The organism is Corallococcus sp. AB011P (assembly GCF_003611605.1).
In the GTDB taxonomy this organism is placed as follows: domain Bacteria; phylum Myxococcota; class Myxococcia; order Myxococcales; family Myxococcaceae; genus Corallococcus; species Corallococcus coralloides.
The window spans coordinates 14497-35513 of record NZ_RAVX01000010.1 but is presented as its reverse complement, the minus strand read 5'-3'; the positions used below and the strand labels follow the sequence as shown (position 1 = coordinate 35513).

Below are 21017 nucleotides of genomic sequence, written 5' to 3'. Positions count from 1 at the left end.
CGGGCTCGACAATGGGACGGGTGTCGCTTCGATCTGATGGGACTCCAGGACCCGAGCGGTGCTCGGAAGAAGCGCTTGAAGCGATGCGCTATCTGCGTCTGGCGGTGGGAGCCGGCGCGCTCGTCGAGTTCGATGTGAACCAGGGCGACGCCGAACCCACCACGCTGTACGAGGGCCGGGTCGAGAGCATGCTGTTGAGTGACCTGGGGCCGCTGGACTCGCCCACTCGGCTCTATGGCTACGTGTGGACAAGCGGGCCGCAGGTGGTCATCCGCTACTACGAGGCGCGCCCCCCGGATTCGGCGGCGCGGGTTCCCATCTGTGCGGTGGTTCGCATGGCCCAGGGACAGATGCTGAAGTTGTCCGGCTCTCTCCCGGGAACCGCCGTCATCAAGTACTCACGAGGCGGCGTCTTTATCGTGGACAAGTTCCTCTAAGGTCCACGGGATGGCTTCCAGGACGTTTGAGTTCGCGTGCGGTCTCTTCTGCATGGCCCTGATCACGGGTTGCGCTGGTACCGCGACAGGGAAGGTGAGTCTGCGGTCCGACGGAACTCCTGGGCCCGAGAAATGCCCGGAAGAGGCGCTCAAGGCAATGCGCTATCTGCGATTGGGCGTGGGGGACGGTGCGACCGTCGAATTCGATGTGAACCAGATGCATGGCCGGTCCATCACGTTGCACGAAGGGAGTGTCGAGAGTGTGTTGAACGACGACCTGGGGACGCTGGAGGCACCGGCGCGTCTCTATGGATATGTCTGGACGAGCGGACCCCAGGCAGTCATCCGCTATTTCGAGGCACTTCCACCGGGTGCATCACAGCGGGTGCCCATCTGTGCGGTGGCGCGGACGGCCAAGGGACAGATGAGGAAGCTCCCTGGCTCAGCCCCCGGAACCGCCGTCCTTGAGTTCTCCGGCGGGGGCGTCTTCATCGTGGACGAGTTCCTCTAAGTCGTCGGACAGGAGTCCGGTTCCCGGGGATGAGAAAGCGAGAGACCTGCTGGGCCTCCCCGGCGGCTGCGCTTCGCTCAAACTTGTCCGACAGTCGGACAGGTTTGGGACCGCACCGGGCCGGGAGGTGTAGAGCAGGGGGGCCGGGGGCTTGGAATGCTCCCTGCTACAATCAACACGGAGGCAGCCATGATCGTCATCACGGGAGCCACGGGCCGGTTGGGCCGCTTCGTCATCGAGGGCCTGTTGAAGCAGGTCCCCGCGAACCAGGTCGCGGTCGCGGTGCGCAATCCGGACAAGGCCTCGGAGTGGGCCGCGCGTGGCGTGCAGGTACGTAAGGCGGACTACAGCCGCCCGGAGACGTGGGACGGCGTGTGCTCCAGCGGGGATACGGTCCTGCTCATCTCCTCCAGTGAGGTGGGCCAGCGGCGCAAGCAGCATCAGACCGTGGTGGACGCGGCGAAGAAGGCCGGCGTGAAGCTGCTGGCCTACACGAGCATCCTGCACGCGGACACGTCGCGGATGATTCTGGCAGGCGAGCACCTGTTCACGGAGGAGGCCATCCGCGCGTCAGGGCTTCCGTTCGTGTTCCTGCGGCACGGCTGGTACCTGGAGAACTACACGGAGGCCGCGAAGCGCACGCTGGATCAGGGCGTGCTCCGGGGCTGCGCGAAGGACGGCCGCGTCGCTCCTGCCACCCGCCAGGACTACGCGGACGCCGCTGTCGCCGTGCTCACCGGCACGGGCCATGAGAACCAGGTGTATGAGCTCGCGAGCGACACCGGCTTCACGCTGGAGGAGTACGCAGCGGAGCTGTCACGCCAGTCCGGCAGGACGGTGCCCTATCAGGACCTGCCGCCCGCGGAGTTCGCCGCCGCGCTCATGCAGGCGGGGCTGCCCAAGGGCTACGCCGACGTGCTGGCGAACTCGGACGAAGGCATCGCCCGAGGCGACCTGAATGATACGAGCCGCACGCTGAGCCGTCTCATCGGCCGGCCCACCACGACGCTGGCCGCGGCGCTCCAGTTGGCCTGAGAAACACCACGGGGGAGCAGTCCCTGACGGACGGCTCCCCCTCGTTGCTTCACGTCTGTGCCGAAACTCAGGCCGCCTGCGCTCCGGCGCCACCCTGGCGGGCCACTTCACGCGGCTCCGGGTACACGGCGCGCTGGGGCGTGGTGATGCGGATGACGCCCAGCTTGGACAGCACGCGCATCACCTGCCACGTGGGGTCGATTTCGAAGGCTCGCGCCGCGAAGTTCGGGCTGCTGCCGTACTTGTGGTGGTTGTTCTGGAACAGCTCACCCATGCACAGCACGTCCACCGGCAGCGTGTTGCGCGACTTGTCCGCGCCCTTGAAGTTCCGGTATCCGTACTTGTGCCCGCACCAGTTCACGATGGCGCCGTGCACCGGCCCCATCACGAAGTGCACCGGCAACAGCAGGAACATCCAGGGCGACGTCGCGAACGTCGCGTAGAACGCCGTGTACAGCGCCACCCAGCCCAGCACCGCGAACCAGGACTGGCCCAGCGTCTCGTCCACGAGCTTCCACTCCGGATAGCCACCCTCGAAGCGCGGCTCCGGCTGGATCTTCCGCGTCAGGATGCCTGTGTAGCGCTCCTTCGTGTGCCACATCATCCGCATCACGTCCTTGAAGTAGTGCGGCGAGTGCGGGTCGTTCTCCGTGTCCGAATACGCGTGGTGCTCGCGGTGCAGGATGGCGTAGGCGCGCGGCGACAGGTACGACGAGCCCTGCACCAGGTAGGTGAGCAGGTGCATCACCTTCTCCGTGCGCGGCCCCATGCTGTACATGCGGTGCGCCGCGTAACGGTGCTGGAAGAAGCTCTGGAAGAAGACGCAGAGCAGCCAGTGACTGATGAAGAAGATGATGATGGCCATGACTCTCCCGTGATGACAGACACAGGGCTAACACCCCCCCTGTCACGGCAATGTCAGCGCTCCCCACGTCACCGGCACCGACCTGACCCCACCGTCCCGTCCCGGACGCACGCCATTGAGCGTCCCATTCCGCTGCCTGTCCGCTGGTGGATAAGGCCCGGTGCGGCCACCCATTCGCCCCCGTCCCTCGTGTCGCACCGCGACGTTGCGGGCCGTCCCGAGGGAGGGCAGAAGGGCACGCGGCGCGTCACCCCGGGCTTCACTCCCCTTGCGCCCAGGAGCCTCCACCGTGGATCGGGCAACCCTCGTCGGACTGGACAAGCAGCACGTCTGGCACCCCTACACCGCCATGGAGCAGTACATCGCGAAGACGGACCCCCTGGTCATCGTCCGCGCGGAGGGCGTCTGGCTCCATGACGCGGACGGACGGCGCTACCTGGACGCCAACGGCTCGTGGTGGGTGTCCACCCTGGGACACCGCCACCCGCGCCTCGTGCACGCACTCACCGAGCAACTGGGCAGCCTGGCCCACGTCTCGCTCGCGGGCATCACCCACGGCCCCGCGGCCCTGCTGGGCGCGGAGCTGACCGCGCTGGCCCCGGGCGCGGACCGGGCGGACGTGCCCTCGGAGCAGAAGCTGTCGCGCGTCTTCTATTCGGACAACGGCAGCACCGCGGTGGAGGTGGCCATCAAGATGGCCGCGCAGTACTGGGCGCAGAACGGCCGCCCCCGCCGCACCCGCTTCATCACCCTGACCGGCGCCTTCCACGGCGAGACGATTGGCGCCACCAGCGTGGGTGGCGTGCACGAGTTCCGCGACGTGTTCGGCCCGCTCCTCTTCGACGTGGTGCACGTGCCGTCCCCCGCTGAACCCGACGGCCACGCGCGCGCCCTGGCTCAGGTGAAGGCCGCGCTCTCGGCGGATCCGGACGGCATCGCCGGTGTCATCCTGGAGCCCGTGCTCCAGGGCGCGGCGGGCATGTGGATGTCGTCGCCGGACTTCGTGCGCGAGGTGCGCGAGGCCACCCGCGCGGTGGACACCTTCCTCATCGCCGACGAGGTCTTCACCGGCATGGGCCGCACCGGCGCTCGCTTCGCGGTGGACCTGGCTGGCGTGGTGCCGGACCTCCTGTGCCTGGCCAAGGCGCTCAGCGGGGGCATGCTGCCCTTCGCCGCCACGCTCGCGTCGGAGCGCATCTTCCAGGGCTTCCTGGGGGCGAAGGACCGGGCGCTGTATTACGGGCACTCGTATTGCGGCAACCCGCTGGGCGCGGCCGTGGCGCGCGAGGTGCTGGCCGTGTACCGCGACGAGGACGTGCTGGGGCAGGTGCAGCGCAAGGCGCCGCGCGTGAAGGCCGCCTTCGAGCGCATGGCCGCCACCCTCCCCGGGCTCGTGCGCCCGCGCGCGGTGGGCATGGTGGGCGCGGTGGACCTGGGCGGCGGAGGCTACTTCGCGGACAGCGGCTGGCGTGTCTACGAGGCCGCTCGCCGCCGTGGCCTGTACCTGCGCCCCATGGGCAACACCGTCTACATCGCGCCCGCGCTCAACATCCCGGACGCGGACCTGGACCTGCTGCTTCAGGGCGTGGAGGACAGCCTGCGCGAGGTGGCGGCGGGCTGAGCCGTCCCTCCCGGGGGGCGGAGTGGCGGAGCGCTGCGTCCGTACCCGCCCACCAGCGCGTGCCGGGCAGCCCCCTCCTGCCCTCTGGTGCTGCGAGGCCGTCACCGTGCGCATCCGTTGAGTCAGGCGCCGTGCCGGTGCCGGCTCTTGAGGAGGGAACCGCCGTGACACTCGAAACCCACCGTCCGCAGACAGGCCCCGGCCTGCCCGCCGGGCTGACGCCGGACAGCGTGGAGCTGTTCCGGGCACAGCTGCGCGGCGCGCTCATCCAGCCGGGCGACGCCGACTACGCGGAGGCGTGCCAGCTGTACAACGCGATGATCCACAAGCGCCCGGCCATGGTGGCCCGGTGCGCGGACGTGGCGGATGTCATCGCCGCGGTGGCCCTGGCCCGCGAGCGCAAGCTGCCCCTGGCCGTGCGCGGCGGCGGCCACAACGGCGGCGGATTGGGGCTGGTGGATGACGGACTGGTCATCGACCTGTCTCGCATGCGCGGCGTGCGCGTGGACCCCGAGGCCCGCACGGTGCGCGTCTCCGGCGGCGCCGTCTGGGGGGACGTGGACCACGCCACCCATGCCTTCGGGCTCGCGGTGCCCTCCGGCATCATCTCCACCACGGGCGTGGCCGGGCTCACGCTGGGCGGCGGCCTGGGGCACCTCACGCGCCGCTTCGGGCTCACCATCGACAACCTGCTCGCCGTGGACATGGTGCTCGCGGACGGCCGCTTCGTCACCGCGAACGAGGAGAGGCACCCGGACCTGTTCTGGGCGGTGCGCGGCGGAGGCGGCAACTTCGGCGTGGTGACGTCGTTCCTCTTCCGCGCCAACCCCGTGGACATCGTCATCGGTGGCCCCACGCTCTGGCCCCTGGACCGCGCGGCGGAGGTGATGCGCTGGTATCGCGAGTTCCTCCCGGCCGCGCCGGAGGACCTCACCGGCTTCTTCGCCTTCATCACCGTGCCGCCCGCGCCGCCCTTCCCGGAGGAGCTCCACCTCCAGAAGATGTGCGGCGTGGTGTGGTGCTACACGGGCGACCCCGCGCGCGCGGACGAGCTGTTCAAGCCCGTGCTGGCGCTCAAGCCCGCGCTGCACGGCGTGATGCCCATGCCGTTCCCCATGCTCCAGACCGCCTTCGACGCGCTCTATCCGCCGGGGCACCAGTGGTACTGGCGCGCGGACTTCGTGCGCGAAATCCCGGACGCGGCCATCGAGCGCCACGTGTCCTTCGCGGAGCGCCTGCCGTCCATGCAATCCACCATGCACCTGTACCCCATCGACGGGGCGGCGCACCGCGTGGGCCCGCATGACACGGCCTTCCGCTTCCGCGACGCGCGCTGGTCGGAGGTCATCGTCGGGGTGGACCCGTCACCGGAGCGGGCGGCGGACATCTCCACCTGGGCGAAGGAGTACTGGAACGCGCTGCACCCGTACTCGGCGGGCGGCGCCTACGTGAACTTCATGATGGAGGAGGGCCAGGAGCGCGTGCAGGCCACCTACGGCGACAACTACGCGCGGCTGGTGGAGGTGAAGCGGGCCTACGACCCGCAGAACCTCTTCCACGTGAACCAGAACATCCTGCCCGGCCCGGTGAAGCCCCCGAGCGTCGCGCACTGAAGGCGCGTGCTTCAGGCCTGGGCGCGCGGGGGGAGCGGCAGGTCTATGATGAAGGTAGCGCCCTGTCCGGCGGCGCTCTTCAGGACCAGCTTGCCGTGGTGGCCCTGGACGATCTGCTGGGCGATGAAGAGGCCCAGCCCCAGGCCGTGCACGGAGCGGGGCGGGCCGCCGCGCTCGAAGCGCTCGAAGACGCGGTCCTGGTGCTCCTGCGGGATGCCCGGGCCGCCGTCCGACACGTAGAGGATGAGCCGGTCGCCGTGCTTCCTGAGTCCGATGCCGAGCGCCGTGCCCGGCGCGTACTTGATGGCGTTGGACACCAGGTTCGTCAGCACCTGCTGCATGCGCGAGCGGTCCCACCACACGCGCAGGTTCAGCTCCGCCCGCAGCTGCAGGATGCAGCCGGCCTGCTCCATCTGTTCGCGGAAGGTGTCGAGGACCTCGTGGACCAGCTCCATCGGGTCGCTCTCCTCCATGTGGAAGTCCAGCTTGCCCGCGCGGATGCGTGAGACGTCCAGCAGCTCGTCCACCAGCCGCGACATCCGCTCCACCTGCCGCAGCGCGGAGTCCATCGCCGACGTGAGCTTCTCCGGGGAGGGCGGATCGCCGCGCTTGGGGGACAGGCGCCGGCGCGTCATCTCCAGGTGCAGGAGCAGCGCGGTGACGGGCGTCTTCAGCTCGTGCGAAGCCACGCCCAGGAAGCTGTCGCGCGCGGCGACCGCGTGCTGGAGGTCGCGCGTGAGGGCCTCCAGTTGCTGGCGCGCGTGGGTCCGCTCGCTGACCTCCTGCACCGCGACGAGCAGCCCCTGGATGCGGCCCCCGCCGTCGTGCTGGGGGTGGATGTCCACGTCCAGCAGCAGCTCCTTGAGGCCGCCCTGGCCGTCCGGCTGGCGCGCCGGGACCTCGCGGCCCACGAAGGGCTCACCGGTGCGGTAGACGCGCTCCAGGTGCTGGAGCAGCACGCCGTGGCCCCCTTCCGGCTGGGCGTCGCGCGCGGGCTTGCCCAGCATGTCCCGGCCCATCAGGTTCGCGAACATGGGGTTGATGACCGAGAAGACGAGGTCCGAGCCCATCATCACGCACATGGCCGCGGGGGCCTGCATGAAGAAGTCGGACAGCTGCTGCCGGGCCCGCCCCAGTTGGAGCTGGCTGTCCACGCGCGCCAGCAGCTCGCGCGCGGAGAAGGGCTTCACCAGGTAGTCGTCCGCGCCGGCCTGGAGCCCCTCGATGCGGGCCTCCTCGCCCGCGCGCGCCGACAGCATGATGAAGGGGATGCCGCGCGTGCGCGCGTCGCCGCGCAGCTTGTGGAGCAGCCCGAAGCCGTCCAGCCGGGGCATCATCACGTCGCTGAGGATGAGGTCCGGCTTCAGCTCGAGCGCCGCCTCGAAGGCCGCCTCGCCGTCCGCCACCGCGCGCACGGTCCAGTGGGCCGACAGCAGGCCGCTCACGTACGCGCGCATGTCCGCGTTGTCGTCCGCGACGAGGATGCGCCCGCGTCCCATGGGCAGCGCGAACCCCGCGCCCGTGTTTCCCAGCACGGTGGTTTCGACGGGAGCCCTCATCGGCTCGGCACCCGGTGGCGGGAGGGATTCCGGCGCATCCGGCAGCCAGCGCAGGGCCTCCTCGCTGAATGCGGACCCCAGCTTGCCCGCGTGCGGAGTCCCTTCGTCCTCCTGGACCTGTTCGGCGGGCAGGTGCGCGCGGCCCAGCGGCAGCTCCACGAAGAAGGTGCTGCCCTCGCCCTCCACGCTGTGCACGCCCAACGTGCCGCCGTGCAGCTTCACCAGCTCCTGGATGAGCGCCAGGCCAATGCCAGTGCCCTCATGCGTGCGCCCGCGTGAGGACTCCACGCGGTGGAAGCGCTCGAACACGCGCGGCAGCTCCGCCTCCGGGATGCCGGTGCCGGTGTCCCGCACGCTGAGCCGCACCCGCGACCCCTCGCGCTGAAGCCGCACGGTGACGCCGCCGTGGAGCGTGAACTTGAACGCGTTGGAGAGCAGGTTGAGGACAACCTTCTCCCACATGTCCCGGTCCACGTAGACGGGCTCGCCCACGTCCTGCGTGTCCACGGTGTACTGGAGCCCCGCCTTCTCCATGGCGGAGCGGAAGACGCTGGCCAGGTCCTCGGTGAGCCGCGCCAGGTCCGTGGGGTGGAAGCTCGCCTTCACCCGGCCCGCCTCGATGCGCGAGAAGTCCAGCAGCGAGTTGACCAGCTTCAGCAGGCGCAGCGCGTTGCGGTGGGTGAGCTCCTGGCGCGCGCGCTGCGATGGCGGCAGGGGCGCGGACGCGTCCGCGAGCGACTCCTCCAGCGGACCCAGGATGAGCGTGAGCGGCGTGCGGAACTCGTGCGACACGTTGGAGAAGAACGCCGTCTTCGCCCGGTCGATGGCCGCCAGTGCCTCCGCGCGCTGGGCCTCCGCCTCGTAGGTGCGCACGCTGACGACGGCGTTGGTGACCGTGGCCTGGAGCTGCTCGTAGAAGTTGCGGTAGGCATCATCCATGGCGCGGCGGGGGCTCACGCCGGCCACCAGGTAGCCGAAGGGCTCCGCCATGCCGGCCGGGTGGATGGGCAGCACGCGCGCATGCGTCGGCGGCTCCTCGTACGGCCCCAGCAGCAGGTCCGCGTCCAGCGGCGCGCGCGGCACGTCCACCGAGTCCGCGCCCGCGGAGGCGAAGGGCCACGGCCCGTCCAGCCCCGCCTCCACCGGGCTCCACGCGGTGCCCGGGGGCAGGCCCATGCCGCCCACCCACTGGACGAGGGGCGTCGCTTCGTCGCGGCGGTAGAAGAGGAGGAAGGGCACGTCGAGCGCGGCGTCCTGCTGCAACCGCGGCAGCGCGGCGCCGATGTCCTCCACCGTCTTCACCTTGCCCAGGAGGGCGGACAGCTCGCGCAGCGTCTGCGTGCGCCGCGCGCTGAGCATCTTCTCCGTCACCTCCGTGATGGGGTGGAAGAGTCCGCCCACGCCTCCGGACTCGTCGCGGATGGGGCTGAAGGAGAAGGTCATGAAGGCCTCCTCCAGGTAGCCGTACCGGTCCAGGAACATGCGCTGGTTCTCGATGTAGGAACCCATGCCCGTGCCCGCCTTCTCGAACACGGGGCCCACCGCCGCCAGCGCCGTGGCCCAGCAGTCGCGGAAGGGCTGGCCCATGGACTCCGGGTGCTTCGCGCCGCAGATGGGCCGGTAGCTGTCGTTGTAGAGCTGCACGCGCTCCGGCCCCCACGCGATGAGGATGGGGAAGGTGGAGGACAGGCACAGGCTGACCGTCGTGCGCAGGCTCTGCGGCCAGGTCTCCACCGGCCCGAGCGGCGTCCTCGACCAGTCCATGGAGCGGATCAACCGCCCCATCTCACCGCCGCCGGACAGCCAGTCCATTCCCCCTTCCGTGGACGACACCGCCGTGGAACCGGCCTGGAAGGGACTGGGGGGAGTCATGAGGCCTCGGATGTTCGTCCAGGGGAAGCGTCCGGTTGATAGCGGATTCGCGCGGCGCGTGCCGGGGCATCAAGAGCGAGTGTGAGCTTGCTTGCTTCGGCCCCGGGTGGGGTGGCAGGGACCGCCGCTCGCGGGTTTCAGGGGGATGGGCGGGGCTGTCGCTTCTCTCGGGCATGCCGCACGGCGAGCACGACGAGCAGCGCGGCCACGCCGGCCAGCACGACGAAGTGCTCCACGCGGCCCACGCCCTTCGCCACGCGGTCCACGCTCGCGGAGCCCAGGTAGCCCAGCGTCACCACCAGGGGCGAGCTCAGGCACAGCGCCAGCCCGTCCCAGAGAAGGAAGCGGCGAAAGGGCATGCCCTCCGCGGCGGCCATGGCGAACACCGGCACGCGCAGCACGGACATGAACCGGCCCACGAAGACGACGCGGGAGCCGTGCTTCGCGTACAGCCCCTGGATGCGCTCGCGGCGCTCGGGTGGGAACAGGCGGCGGGTGCGCCGGTGCGTGTAGAGCGCCTGCCCCAGCCGCCGCGCCGTGAAGAAGAGCACGGTGTCCCCGCACAGCACGCCCGCGAAGCACAGCGCGATGGCGGCCGGCAGCGGCATCGCGCCCCGGTGCGAGAGCACGCCCGCCGCCAGCTGCACCAGGTCCTCCGGGAACGGCAGCCCCAACCCTCCCGCCACCAGCACGAGGAAGAGCAGCGGGCCCGAGCCGTGCGTCAACAGGAGCTGGAGGGGCGAGTCGGTCATCGGGGCTCGGCCCGTCAGGGCTCTGGGAGCACGGCCGCGGCGCGGCGCTCCTGGCGGAAGAGGAGGACCTCCCGGACGATGATCTGCACGGTGGCCGCCACGGGCACGGCCACCACCGCGCCCACGATGCCCGCCAGCTCCACGCAGAAGAGGACCGCGAGCAGGGTGACGAGCGGGTTGACGTGCACGGTGCGCTTGAACACGAGCGGCGCCATCACGTTGCCCTCCAGCTGGCCGTAGAGGAGGAAGTAGATGAACACCGCCAGCGCCTTCCACAGGCCGCCGGTGGCCAGCGTGAGCAGCGTGATGATGCCGCCCGCGATGATGGGGCCCGCGTAGGGCACCAGGCTGGAGAAGCCGCTGGCCACGCCCAGGGGCAGGTAGAAGGGCATGCCCAGCACCGCCAGCATGGTGGTGGTGAGCGTGGCGTTGATGGCGCAGATGAGGGTGATGCCGGACAGGTAGCCGCCCGTCGCGGTGTACACGTTGCGCAGCACGCGCACGTAGCGCATCCGGTGGTCGGGGCGGGCCAGGTCCAGCAGGCGCTTGAGCACGCCGCCGCCGAACACCAGCATGAACACCACCAGGAAGAAGACGGTGATGACGCCGCCCAGGAGGCCCACCACGCCGCCAATGGCGCTCATCAGGAGCTCGGGCAGCGGCCCGGCGAGCGCGGGCGTGGCCTCCTCCAGCCGCTCGTTCCAACCCAGGCTGTGCAGCCGCTGGTTGAGCGCGCGCAGGATGCCGGTGCCGCGCATCTGCTTCCACAGGTGCGGCCACTGCGTCACCAGCGCGTCCACCTGCTCCACCAGGTCCGGAATCACCAGCAGGCCCAGCGCGACGAGGGCCACGAACAGCCCGAACAGCACCAAGGCAATGGCCAGCCACCGCTTGAGGCCGCGCTTCTCCAGCCGCGACACGCCGTGCTCCAGCGACAGCGCGATGAGCGCCGCCATGCCGGTGAGCGTGAGCGCCACGCGTGTCTTGGCGATGAGCACCACCAGGGCCATCACACCCAGCACCACGAAGCACACGGTGAACACCGTGCGGGGCGACACCTGGGACTTCAGCTGCGGCGGGACGACGGGCGCGGACACCGGTGAGGCTCCCCAGGACAGGCCACCGGCTTCGGGCCCCATGTCCTGCGGATGCGTCATCCCGCGCCCGGCGGCAACCACTGTCGTCCTCCAAGTGTGCGCGCCGGGGCCGGGCCTCGCCCAAGCGTCCTGCGGGTGACACCCGGCACGGCGAACGGGCTCCGCCGGACGCAATCACCGGCCGCGTGGTTCGTCACCCCGGCAGCCCCGAAACGCCCGGGTTGGCCGCCAGGCCGTCCGTCCCCCCGAGCACGGTTGCGCGTCCGCCACGCGACGGCGCCGCGCTCGGGCGTCGTGCACCTGACGCGCCGGTACGTCGCGGAAAAAGGGGACAGCACGGTTTGCCGGGCCCGAGCGTCAGACGGGGATGGGAACCTTCGTGGGAAGGGACTTTCGCGGGCCGGGAGAGGACACCATGAAAAAGATGGGTGAGCAGGAGCTGGAAGGGGTGCGGCGGGAGGCCCTGGAGACCGAGGCCCGGTGGCGCGGGCTGGCGACGAAGCTGGCGGAGCTGGGCGGCGAGGAGATGGACGCGCAGCTGCTGGTGACGTTCCGGAGCGCGCGGGACGCGGGCGCGGTGCCGCCGGACGCGGGCTTCTTCCTGGTGGCGCACATCCTCACGGCGATGGCGGACGAGGCCATCGCGGAGGATCCGCGTGTGCGGATGCGGGCTCGCGAGCTGGACGCGATGGAGCGCGACTACGGCCTCACCGGCGAGGGCTGGCCGGAGGGGGAGCTTCCGCCGGAGGACTGGGAGGCGCTGTGCGTGGAGTACGAGCGGGCCTGTGACGAGGCGCGCGCCGCGTTCTTCCGCGCGTACGGCGAGGAGGAGATGGCGCGGCTGTACCTGGACCAGCGCGTGACGTTCCACCACCGCTTCGAGAGCGGGCGGCGCTTCTTCCACGGGCTGCCCATGTTGCCCACGCAGCTGCACTGAGCGGGAGGTCCGCTACACTCCGCCCCCTGTGTTTTCCGGAAGGCGGCGGATGCGAGCGGCAAGCCTGGCTGTGGCGGTGGGGTGTTGGGTGTGGGGCGCGCTGGCGTCCGGGGCGGTGCCCGCGCCCGCGCCCGTGCGGGTGGAGGCCAGCGCGACGTACGACGCGCTCCAGCGGATGGTGCGCATCCGCGAGGTGTCGCTGTCGCCGGACGGCAAGCGGGTGGCCTGGGTGGAGTCGGTGCCGGGGACCGCGGAGGCCGCGAGGCTCCAGGTGCGGGAGCTGGCGCATCCGGAGCGGGCGCCGGTGCGCGTCACCGCGTCGAAGGACGGCGCGCCGTGCGCTGAAGGGGCGCTGTCGTGGAGTCCGGACGGCCGGCAGCTCGCGTTCCTCTCCACGGCGGGCGAGGGACGGGCGAAACAGCTCTACGTGGCGGACGCGTCCGGGGCGGGCGGGCCCGCGCGCAGGCTCACCACGGTGAAGGGCGTGCTGGCGGCGCCGAAGTGGTCGCCGGACGGGAAGTCCGTGGGGCTGCTCGTCATCGAGGGCGCGGAGGACGCGCTGGGGCCCCGCGGGCCCGCGGCGCGGGAGACGGGCGTGGTGCAGACGTCCCCGCCGGTGAAGCGCTTCGCGGTGGTGACGGTGGAGGACGCGCGGCTGCGGCCGGTGTCGCCCGCGGCCCTGTTCATCCATGAGTACGCGTGGAGTCCGGACGGCGCCCGGGTGGCGGTGACGGCGTCGAAGCCGCCGGGGGATGCGAACTGGTGGAGCGCGAGGGTGTACGCGGTGGAGGCGGGGACGGGGGAGACGTCGCTCTTGCACACGCCCCAGTGGCAGGTGGCGGAGCCCGCGTGGAGTCCGGATGGCCGGCAGCTCGCGTTCATCGAAGGCCTGATGAGCGACGAGGGCAACACGGGCGGGGACGTGCTCGTGGTGTCGGTGCCGGAGCGGCTGGCGGCGAAGGTGCGGTTCGGTGAGAAGGCGGAGCTGCCCGCGAAGGTGCCGCCCGCGCGGAACGTGACGGAAGGACTGAAGGCGACGGCCACGGATCTCTTCTGGCCCACGGCGGAGCGGCTGGTGTTCGTGGCGCAGGCGCAGGGCGAGGCCGCGCTGATGGCGGTGGCGCCGGGTGGCGGAGAAGTGAAGACGTTGTGGAAGGGCCCGGAGCGCGTGACGGTGTCGCTGGGGAGGGACGGCGTGACGAGCGCGGTGGTGCGCGACTCCATCACCCATGCGCCGGAGCTGTGGACGGGGCGGGTGGGGGCGTGGAAGCAGGTGACGCACCTCAACACGGACGTGCGCGTGACGGTGGGCGACGTGCGCAGCGTGACGTGGACGCGCGACGGGCAGTCCGTGCAGGGCTGGCTGGTGTTGCCGGTGCAGGACGCATCCGGACGCAAGGCGCCCATGGTGACGGTGGTGCACGGAGGGCCGGCGGCGGGAGTGCTGGCGGGGTTCAGTCCGCAGACGGCGTTGTTCACGGCGAGGGGCTACGCGGTGTTCATGCCGAACCCGCGAGGCAGCTACGGCCAGGGTGCAGCGTTCGTGCAGGCGAACCGCCGCGACTTCGGCTTCGGGGACTTCAACGACGTGCTGGCGGGGCTGGACGCGGTGCTGGCGTCAGCGCCGGTGGATCCAGCGAGGCAGGGCATCACGGGGTGGAGCTACGGCGGCTTCCTGACGATGTGGGCGGTGACGCGGACGCAGCGCTTCCAGGCGGCGGTGGCGGGCGCGGGCATCGCGAACTGGCAGAGCTACTACGGCACGAACCACATCGACTCATGGATGCTGCCGTACTTCGGAGCGTCGGTGTACGACGAGCCGGAGGTGTACACGCGCTCCTCGCCCATCAACGGGGTGAAGCAGGTGAAGGCGCCCACGCTGGTGCTGCACGGTGAAAGGGACCTGGAGGTGCCCGCGTCGCAGGGCTACGAGTTCCACAAGGCGCTGAAGACGCTGGGCGTGAAGACCCAGTTGGTCATCTACGCGGATGAAGGCCACAGCCTGCGCAAGCCCGAGCACCAGAAGGACCGGCTGCTGCGCACGCTGGACTGGTTCGACGCGAACCTGCCGGCGGTGACGGAGTCGAAGCCGAAGGTGCGGGCACCGGCGCGCTAAGCCTTCGGACACCAAGGCCAGTCCCACTGGATGAGAAGGTAAGGCCCCAGAGGGGCCACCCTGTCAGCGCGAATCGCGAAAACCTGTCCGACAGTCGGACAGGTTCGGAGCGCCACGGCAGGGGGCCGCAGCTCCGCCCGAGCGGCACGAACCTGTCCGACAGTCGAACAGGTCTGGAAGGCCCTTTGGCTGGGGCTACCGTTCCGCCCGAGCAGCACGAACCTGTCCGACAGTCGGACAGGTTGGAAGGACCGTGGCTGGGAGGGGCCCTGTTCCACCTGGACATCGGAAACCTGTCCGACAGTCGGACAGGTTTTGACTCAGCCTCAGGCGGGAGGTGGGTAGGGGGGATTTCGGGGAACAGGTCAGGGACTGTGGAGGCCGGATTCGGCGGGGCCACGAGAGAGGTGAGCACGTGGTTGCGCCACTGACCGTTGATCAATTTTGTCGATATTGACGGTTAAGCCTCGAATGGGCGGCTTTTTGAGCCCCGTATCTCCAATATCGACAAAATTGATGGAGAGTCAGGGGCCGCTGCGGAGGCCGGGCTCGGCGGGGGCCACGAGCGAATTGAGCACCTGGTCGCGCCACTGGCCGTTGATGAGGAGGAAGTCGCGGGCGTAGCCCTCGGGGATGAATCCGAGGCGGCGGAGGACGGCGGCGCTGCGCAGGTTCTCTGGCAGGTGGCTGGCCTGGAGCCGGTGCAGGCCCATGGCGCTGAAGGCGAAGTCGCAGAAGGCGCGGAGGGCTTCGGTCATGAGGCCCTTGCCCTCGTGGCGGTGATCCAGGCCGTAGCCCAGGTCCGCGGCCTGGAGCGGTCCCCGGCGGATGTGGGCGAGCGTGGCGTTGCCGATGACGGGCGCGAGCGCGAGCGGCTGGCCCTTGGGGAGGAGGAAGACACGAAGGGACACGTCGTGGCGGAAATCCTCGCGGTCCTGGGCCAGCCGCGTGCGCCAGTAGGCCATGGAGAAGAAGGTCGCCGGGCGCGCCGGGGACACCGGGCCCAGGTGGTCCTTGTTGGCCACGTGGTACGCCAGCACCCGCTCCGCCGCGTCGGGCGGCAGCAGCATCAGGTGCAGGCGCTCGGTGGTGAGCAGGACGGGCGACTTGTCGATCATGGCGGAGGCTGACTTCATCTCTGCATCAAGGCTAGCGACGGCAGGGGCGTGAATCAGGCCGGGCCGTTACCGCTCATGACGGCGTCTTCGTGGAGCTTCTTGAAGGTCTCGTTGCGGTTCGTGGAACGCACGAGTGCGTCCAGTTCCGTCGGGCCGATGGCGACGACCAGGTGGTCGTCTTTCCGGAAGGTAGCGGAGCGGGTGTGGAACCCTTCGGTGAAGCCTCCGGCCGCGACGAAGAAGCCGAGGCGGCAGCGTCCTCCTCGGTTCCAGAGCTTGTCGCGGAAGATGACCAGCTCGCCCGGGCCGACGTGCTTCGACCAGTTCTTGCACTCGACCAGGATGTAGGAGCTGCTCTCGCGGGCCCAGAACGGATCCTGGGATTCGTTGCGGATGACGATGTCGATCTCTTCGTCCGCGCTGGTCCGGTTGGTGCTCGTGTTCATCAGGCCCGGCACGGTCTTGAACAGGAGGACCAGGAGTTCTTCCAGCAGGCGGCCCTTGCGGTTGCCGTTGGTTTCGGACCGGCAGGCGGCCCACAGGTCCTGGATCTCCTTCTCCCGCTGGGCATGGGTGAGCGAGGCGAGGCGGCGCTCCCGCACGGCTTCAGAGGCGTTGCGCACCTTGATGCGCAACATCATGGGCAGGGTGGGAACCTTCTCCAGGTAGTCGTAGGCGCCGTCCTTGAAGGCCCGTTCAATCATCTTCGCGTCGGCATACGCGGTCGCGACGATGACCTTGGCGCCCGTGGGGACGATCTCCGAGATGAGATCGATGCCGGAGTCGCCTCCGGAGGAACCCTGGAGGCGCTGGTCGAGCACGACGACGTCCCAGGCGAATTCCTGGATGCGGGCCTGGGCGGTCTTCCGGTCTGGGGCCCATTCGACGCGGTAGCCCTCGGGGACGAGGATGTCCTGGTAGGTCTCGAAGAAGGGCCGCTCGTCATCGACGACCAGTACGGTGCCTGGAGAAGTCATCGTGGAGTCCTCTCTGCCACAGGCAGGCGCATCCGGAAACGGGCACCGCTATCGGGTTTGTCCACGCAGGCGACCTTGCCGTGCAGCTCAATCTCGATGACTTCCTTGACCAGGGCCAGTCCCTCGCCCGCGCCACCGGAGCGGAGGGAGATGCCACGCTGGAAGATGCGCTCGCGGTCCTCGGGACGGATACCAGGGCCATCATCGTCCATGGTCAGGAGGAGGTTCCGCTGGTTGTCCTCCAGGATGCAGTCAATGAGCACCTGATGCGCACCGGCCTGCTCGGAGTTTCGGAGCAAGTTGACGATGGCGAGGACGAAGCGTTCCCGGTAGCCGGACAGGGAAGGGAGATCCGGAGCCACGTGAAGCTGGATGCTCAGCGAGGTGGCGAGACTGGCGACCGCGTCCGCGAGGACTCGGAGGACGTCAAAACCCTCGGGAGCACGTGCGGCCAGCTCAGAGGTCTTGAGCAGGTCCGTGACGAACTTCAGTGCGCGGTCGATGCCGGGGTCGATGCGCGGACGGAAGCGCGCGACCGCCGCCTCGACCTGACTGCCCACCATGGAGCTGTAGAGCGACCCCAGGGCAATCTGGGCGGGGATGAGTGCGTTTCGGATCTCGTGAACCACCAGCCGTGCTTGCCGGGTGGTGGCGATGGCCGAGGAGTTGAATACCGTGTCGAGACCGGACTTGCCGCTTCCTTCCTTCTCCAAGACCGTCAGCGATTCGTCCTGGCTGAGTGTGGCCGCGAGGACGGAAAAGGGCGTTTCCATAGGGGAAAGGAGCGCTTCCAGAATGCGCTTCCCTTCGTTCAAGAGCATGTATCCACTGTATACAGTCCGGTTTGGACTACTGACTTCCCCGATGAGTTCCAGGATGCCCAGCGACCCAAGTCGCCGGAGGGTCGCCCAGGAGTGTGCGAGCTCGGAGACATCCCAGTCGCTCTCGATGCGAACGTCCTCTGGCTTCTCGAGAAGGTACTCAGCGGTTTCCCTGCTTAGCCTCCAGTCGTCGATGGGCCCCATGGATTGAGCAGCCTCGACTTGGAGAAGCCATTGGATGGCATCTCGTCCGCTCAAGCCCAGGAGGACGTCCCCAATGGGACCCACTTCCTGACGCTCCCCCACTTTGCGAACGGCGCGAACCTCTAGCGCGTACTTTTCGGCCCTGTTGAGTTGCGACGTGCCTCGGGGAGGTCCTTGGTGCCAAGCCTTGGCGGCCAGACGGTCGATCTCCAGCCTGCGAGTCAGGGATGAGGCCCGCACGTTGAACCCCATGCGACGCATCATTCCGAGCAATACATGCTCTTCAACGACATCGCGTGGCTCGCCATGCAGAAAGCCCTCCTGGAGGAGGATGGCGAGGTTGATGGCGAAGCTCACGACATGATTATCAGAAGTCCATTCTTGATGGAGTTCCATCAGGCGTCCGGGGGGAAGCTCCCCGGGTTCCCGCTCGAAGCGTTCGACGAGTCGGATGAACTCCGCCCGCACCCATTTGGCTTCTGGCACGAAGTAACGCGGGGCCTGATGGCCGTCCTGCGCCGAGCGCACGTTCTGAAGATGTTCCTTCAGTTCCTCGATGAAGCTCATGGCCCGGCATCATCCCACCAAGCACGTGTGCTTGCTCACGGATGACGCATCAGGGGCTCGCCGCGTTCCCTCCGCGACGAGCCCCAGATTCAACCCTCTACTTCACACCGTTACTGCCCATGGTCCATGGGCTGCTGGGGCACCTGCTGCTGCGCACCCCCACCGCCCGTGCCCTGCTCGGGCTGCGGGCTCTGGTGGTCGACGCCCGCGCCGTGCGGCTTCGCATCCGTGCCACTTCCGCCAGTGCCTCCCGGCTGCGCGTTCTGGCCCTGGTCCTGGTCGCCCTGGGGCGGCTGCTGTGCTCCGCTGCCTCCCACGCCGCCGCTTCGCGACGGCTGCGCTCCGGCCACGTTGCGCTCCACCACGATCTCCACGCGGCGGTTGTTCGCGCGGCCCTCCGCCGTGCCGTTCGACGCCACCGGACGGTTCTCACCCATGCCTCGGACCTGGATGCGGTCCTGCGGGACGCCCTGGTTCACCAGGAAGTTCCGCACGCTCTCCGCACGGCGCTCCGACAGCTGGTCGTTGTAGTCCTCCGTGCCTCGCGAGTCCGTGTGGCCTTCGATGAGCAACGGGTTCTTCGACTCCTTCAGCGCCGTCGCCACCTCCGACAGCCGGTCGCGCGCCGCGGGCAACAGCTCCGTCGCGTTCGTCGCGAACAGCACGCTGCCCGACAACGTCACCACCGTGCCGCGCGCCTCCTCCCGCACCTTCACGTTCTCGTCCTGAAGCCGCGTCAGCGCCTGCGACGCGCGCTGCTCCGCCTGGAGCCGCGCCTGCCGCTCCTGCTCCAACTCCTGCGTGCGCTGCTGGAGCTTCTGGTTCAGCTCGGCCAGCCGCTGCGCCTCCGACTGCTGCTGCTCCATGCGCCGCTGCATCTCCGCTTCCATCTGCTGACGCTGCTGCGCATCCGCCGCACGCAGGCGATCCGCCTCCGCCTGGCGCTGGGCATCCAGTTGCTGACGCTGGGCTTCGAACTGCTGGCGCTGCTGCTCATATTGCTGGCGCTGGGCTTCGTACCTCGCGCGCTCCTCCTCCTGCTGGCGCGTGAGGTGCTGCGCGCGCGCTTCCTGCTGCTCACGCAGGGACGCCTCCGCCTGGGCTCGCTGCTGCGCGGCCAGGTCCGCCTCTCCGCGCGCAGAGGCGATCTCCGCCTTGCGCAGGGCCACGTACGCCAGCGAGCGCGTCGTCACCGAGCCCTTGCTCTCCACGTACTCGTTCTCCGCCTCCTGCAGGGCCGCCCGGGCCGCCGCCACGTCCGCGGGGCGCTCGCGGCCCTCGGGGCTCGTGGACACGTCGCGGTACGCCTGGCGCGCCGCGGTCAACTCACTGGGCGGAGGACCGTGCGCACACCCCACCGAGAGCGCCGTGACTCCCGCGACCGCCAACCATCCAAGTTTCCAACGCTGCATGACTCACTCCTCACAAGGCTAGAGGTGGGGGACTCACTGACCGCGGCGGAGGGACTCGGCCTGCTCGGAAGCCCGCCGCGCCTCGTTCTTCAGGGGCACCGCGCGGGCCAGCGCCGACGCCAGGTCCGCGTCCGCGGCCGCCTGACGGAACCGCAGCTCCGCGGCCTCCTGCTCACCCTCCTGAATCAGCCGCTCACCGTCGGCGATCTGCTGACGCGCGAACTGCAGATGCCGGGCGGCCTCGGGCACGTTCGGCGCCTGGGAGTTCTCCGCCGAGCGGAGCGCGGCTTCCGCCTGCACGCGCTGCTGATGGGTGGACGTAGCAATCACCTGCTTGCCTGCACAGCCAAGGGCCGCGATGGAGAGCAGGGCGGCGGCGAACAGCTTCGGGCGCATGGATCACCTCATGCCGGTGGAAATGCTGGGACGCTCCGGCGCGGCCCAGAGGGAGTTGGTTTGGAAAATGGGCGGTGCCCGGCCAGTCGGCATCGGCGACCTGTCCCCACCAGGCACGCTGGCCAAGGGGGTTGACAGGCGTCGTGTAGGGAACGAGGCGCACAGGCCACGGCACGCACGGGCTGCTGGCCGTGCGGCGGGAGGGACGCTAGAGGGGGAACATGCGCCTGCACCTCGTGGACGGCACGTATGAGCTGTACCGGGCCCACTTCTCGCCCCGGCCGGGCACCACCGCGCCGGACGGACGGGACGTGAAGGCCACGGCCGGTGTGATGGACTCCCTGCTCGCCCTCCTGCACGACGAGCAGGAGGCCGTGACGCACGTCGCGGTCGCGTTCGACAATCCCATCCGCTCGTTCCGCAACGCGCTGTTCGCTGGTTACAAGGGAGACGAGGGCGTGCCGCCGGAGCTGCGCGCGCAGTTCGACCTGGTGGAGGAGGCCGTATCCGCGCTGGGCGTGCGCGTCTGGTCCATGAAGGACCAGGAGGCGGACGACGCGCTGGCCACCGGGGCGGCGCGCTGGGCGGGCGAGGTGGAGCAGGTGCGGCTGCTCACGCCGGACAAGGACCTGGGCCAGTGCGTGCGCGGCCAGCGCGTGGTGCAGGTGGACCGGCGGCAGCAGAAGGTGGTGGACGCGGACGGGGTGAAGGCGAAGCTGGGCGTGGCGCCGGAGAGCGTCCCGGACCTGCTGGCGCTGATGGGCGACGACGCGGACGGCATCCCGGGGCTGCCGGGCTTCGGAGCGAAGGGCGCGGCGGCGGTGCTCCAGGCGTATGGACATCTGGAGTCCATCCCGGACAACGCGGCGGAGTGGACGGTGAAGGTGCGGGGCGCGGACAAGCTGGCGGCGACGCTGAAGGCGCACCGCGAGGACGCGCGGCTGTACCGCACGCTGGCCACGCTGGTGGAGGACGCGCCGCTGCCGGGCACGGCGTCGCTCGCGGACCTGGAGTGGAAGGGCGTGCCGGAAGCGCGCTTCAAGGCGTTCTGTGAAGGATTGGGATTGAAGAGCCTCCAGCGCCGGCCAAAGCGCTGGGCGGCATGAG

17 protein-coding genes are annotated in these 21017 nt (G+C 69.7%); 8 read left to right on the top strand and 9 right to left on the bottom strand.

Going from position 1 to position 21017, the window contains the following annotated elements; genetic code table 11:
- Window positions 1–83 precede the first annotated feature (83 nt).
- The 3 genes from D7X30_RS24125 (at window position 84) to D7X30_RS24115 (ending at window position 1983) form a co-directional block, all read left to right on the top strand.
- Window positions 84–437, top strand: a complete 354-nt coding sequence (locus D7X30_RS24125; RefSeq protein WP_370038531.1) for a serine/threonine protein kinase — start codon at window positions 84–86, stop codon at window positions 435–437.
- A gap of 10 nt (window positions 438–447) precedes the next feature.
- Window positions 448–948, top strand: coding sequence for a serine/threonine protein kinase (locus D7X30_RS24120; protein ID WP_120565308.1), 501 nt, complete (start codon window positions 448–450; stop codon window positions 946–948).
- A gap of 189 nt (window positions 949–1137) precedes the next feature.
- On the top strand, window positions 1138–1983 hold the full coding sequence (locus D7X30_RS24115; RefSeq protein ID WP_120565307.1) for an SDR family oxidoreductase: 846 nt from the start codon (window positions 1138–1140) through the stop codon (window positions 1981–1983).
- Between the two features lie 67 nt (window positions 1984–2050).
- On the opposite strand, the gene D7X30_RS24110 is transcribed toward D7X30_RS24115, so the two are convergent.
- Window positions 2051–2848 (bottom strand): acyl-CoA desaturase, encoded by a 798-nt coding sequence (locus D7X30_RS24110; RefSeq protein ID WP_120565306.1) that lies wholly within the window; start codon window positions 2846–2848, stop codon window positions 2051–2053.
- Between the two features lie 289 nt (window positions 2849–3137).
- Here D7X30_RS24110 and bioA point away from each other — a divergent pair, with 289 nt between their 5' ends.
- Both bioA and D7X30_RS24100 read left to right on the top strand, forming a co-directional pair.
- Complete coding sequence (bioA, locus tag D7X30_RS24105) at window positions 3138–4469, top strand: adenosylmethionine--8-amino-7-oxononanoate transaminase (protein ID WP_120565305.1); 1332 nt, start codon at window positions 3138–3140, stop codon at window positions 4467–4469.
- Window positions 4470–4633: 164 nt separating this feature from the next.
- On the top strand, window positions 4634–6082 hold the full coding sequence (locus D7X30_RS24100) for an FAD-binding oxidoreductase (RefSeq protein WP_120565304.1): 1449 nt from the start codon (window positions 4634–4636) through the stop codon (window positions 6080–6082).
- A gap of 11 nt (window positions 6083–6093) precedes the next feature.
- On the opposite strand, the gene D7X30_RS24095 is transcribed toward D7X30_RS24100, so the two are convergent.
- From D7X30_RS24095 to D7X30_RS24085, 3 genes are all read right to left on the bottom strand, one after another.
- Entirely contained in the window at window positions 6094–9513 is a 3420-nt protein-coding gene (locus D7X30_RS24095) for an ATP-binding protein (RefSeq protein WP_120565303.1), read from the bottom strand.
- A gap of 137 nt (window positions 9514–9650) precedes the next feature.
- The gene (locus D7X30_RS24090) at window positions 9651–10265 is read right to left on the bottom strand and encodes a DedA family protein (protein WP_120565302.1); all 615 of its coding nucleotides are present in this window, start codon (window positions 10263–10265) and stop codon (window positions 9651–9653) included.
- Window positions 10266–10279: 14 nt separating this feature from the next.
- Window positions 10280–11422 (bottom strand): AI-2E family transporter, encoded by a 1143-nt coding sequence (locus D7X30_RS24085; RefSeq protein ID WP_233591750.1) that lies wholly within the window; start codon window positions 11420–11422, stop codon window positions 10280–10282.
- Window positions 11423–11777: 355 nt separating this feature from the next.
- Here D7X30_RS24085 and D7X30_RS24080 point away from each other — a divergent pair, with 355 nt between their 5' ends.
- Both D7X30_RS24080 and D7X30_RS24075 read left to right on the top strand, forming a co-directional pair.
- Window positions 11778–12299: a hypothetical protein gene (locus D7X30_RS24080; protein WP_120565301.1), complete on the top strand. Its 522-nt coding sequence runs from the start codon at window positions 11778–11780 to the stop codon at window positions 12297–12299.
- A gap of 49 nt (window positions 12300–12348) precedes the next feature.
- A complete protein-coding gene (locus tag D7X30_RS24075; protein WP_120565300.1) occupies window positions 12349–14415 on the top strand; it encodes a S9 family peptidase in 2067 nt (688 codons plus the stop codon).
- A gap of 524 nt (window positions 14416–14939) precedes the next feature.
- Here the strand turns inward: D7X30_RS24075 and D7X30_RS24070 are convergent.
- The 5 genes from D7X30_RS24070 to D7X30_RS24050 all read right to left on the bottom strand — a co-directional run bounded on the left by D7X30_RS24070 (window position 14940) and on the right by D7X30_RS24050 (window position 19910).
- Window positions 14940–15551 (bottom strand): GNAT family N-acetyltransferase, encoded by a 612-nt coding sequence (locus tag D7X30_RS24070; protein ID WP_120565299.1) that lies wholly within the window; start codon window positions 15549–15551, stop codon window positions 14940–14942.
- Window positions 15552–15586: 35 nt separating this feature from the next.
- On the bottom strand, window positions 15587–16510 hold the full coding sequence (locus tag D7X30_RS24065; RefSeq protein ID WP_120565298.1) for a response regulator: 924 nt from the start codon (window positions 16508–16510) through the stop codon (window positions 15587–15589).
- The gene (locus D7X30_RS24060) at window positions 16507–18102 is read right to left on the bottom strand and encodes a HAMP domain-containing sensor histidine kinase (RefSeq protein WP_120565297.1); all 1596 of its coding nucleotides are present in this window, start codon (window positions 18100–18102) and stop codon (window positions 16507–16509) included. Before D7X30_RS24060 ends, D7X30_RS24065 begins: the two co-directional genes overlap by 4 nt.
- Before the next feature lie 110 nt (window positions 18103–18212).
- Window positions 18213–19514 (bottom strand): OmpA family protein, encoded by a 1302-nt coding sequence (locus D7X30_RS24055; protein ID WP_120565296.1) that lies wholly within the window; start codon window positions 19512–19514, stop codon window positions 18213–18215.
- A 33-nt stretch (window positions 19515–19547) separates the two neighbouring features.
- Window positions 19548–19910: a DUF4398 domain-containing protein gene (locus D7X30_RS24050; protein ID WP_120565295.1), complete on the bottom strand. Its 363-nt coding sequence runs from the start codon at window positions 19908–19910 to the stop codon at window positions 19548–19550.
- Between the two features lie 221 nt (window positions 19911–20131).
- Between D7X30_RS24050 and D7X30_RS24045 the strand changes: the two genes are divergently transcribed.
- Window positions 20132–21016: a 5'-3' exonuclease H3TH domain-containing protein gene (locus D7X30_RS24045; RefSeq protein ID WP_120565294.1), complete on the top strand. Its 885-nt coding sequence runs from the start codon at window positions 20132–20134 to the stop codon at window positions 21014–21016.
- Window position 21017: the final 1 nt, after the last annotated feature.

Bases quoted from the DNA above. Each gene is read 5' to 3' on its own strand.
- D7X30_RS24110 (WP_120565306.1), bottom strand. From the start codon at position 2,848: ATGGCCATCATCATCTTCTTCATCAGTCACTGGCTGCTCTGCGTCTTC.
- D7X30_RS24070 (WP_120565299.1), bottom strand. From the start codon at position 15,551: ATGAAGTCAGCCTCCGCCATGATCGACAAGTCGCCCGTCCTGCTCACC.
- D7X30_RS24115 (WP_120565307.1), top strand. From the start codon at position 1,138: ATGATCGTCATCACGGGAGCCACGGGCCGGTTGGGCCGCTTCGTCATC.
- D7X30_RS24075 (WP_120565300.1), top strand. From the start codon at position 12,349: ATGCGAGCGGCAAGCCTGGCTGTGGCGGTGGGGTGTTGGGTGTGGGGC.
- D7X30_RS24085 (WP_233591750.1), bottom strand. From the start codon at position 11,422: ATGACGCATCCGCAGGACATGGGGCCCGAAGCCGGTGGCCTGTCCTGG.
- D7X30_RS24095 (WP_120565303.1), bottom strand. From the start codon at position 9,513: ATGACTCCCCCCAGTCCCTTCCAGGCCGGTTCCACGGCGGTGTCGTCC.
- D7X30_RS24050 (WP_120565295.1), bottom strand. From the start codon at position 19,910: ATGCGCCCGAAGCTGTTCGCCGCCGCCCTGCTCTCCATCGCGGCCCTT.
- D7X30_RS24125 (WP_370038531.1), top strand. From the start codon at position 84: ATGCGCTATCTGCGTCTGGCGGTGGGAGCCGGCGCGCTCGTCGAGTTC.
- D7X30_RS24055 (WP_120565296.1), bottom strand. From the start codon at position 19,514: ATGCAGCGTTGGAAACTTGGATGGTTGGCGGTCGCGGGAGTCACGGCG.
- D7X30_RS24080 (WP_120565301.1), top strand. From the start codon at position 11,778: ATGAAAAAGATGGGTGAGCAGGAGCTGGAAGGGGTGCGGCGGGAGGCC.
- D7X30_RS24120 (WP_120565308.1), top strand. From the start codon at position 448: ATGGCTTCCAGGACGTTTGAGTTCGCGTGCGGTCTCTTCTGCATGGCC.
- D7X30_RS24065 (WP_120565298.1), bottom strand. From the start codon at position 16,510: ATGACTTCTCCAGGCACCGTACTGGTCGTCGATGACGAGCGGCCCTTC.
- D7X30_RS24090 (WP_120565302.1), bottom strand. From the start codon at position 10,265: ATGACCGACTCGCCCCTCCAGCTCCTGTTGACGCACGGCTCGGGCCCG.
- D7X30_RS24060 (WP_120565297.1), bottom strand. From the start codon at position 18,102: ATGAGCTTCATCGAGGAACTGAAGGAACATCTTCAGAACGTGCGCTCG.
- D7X30_RS24045 (WP_120565294.1), top strand. From the start codon at position 20,132: ATGCGCCTGCACCTCGTGGACGGCACGTATGAGCTGTACCGGGCCCAC.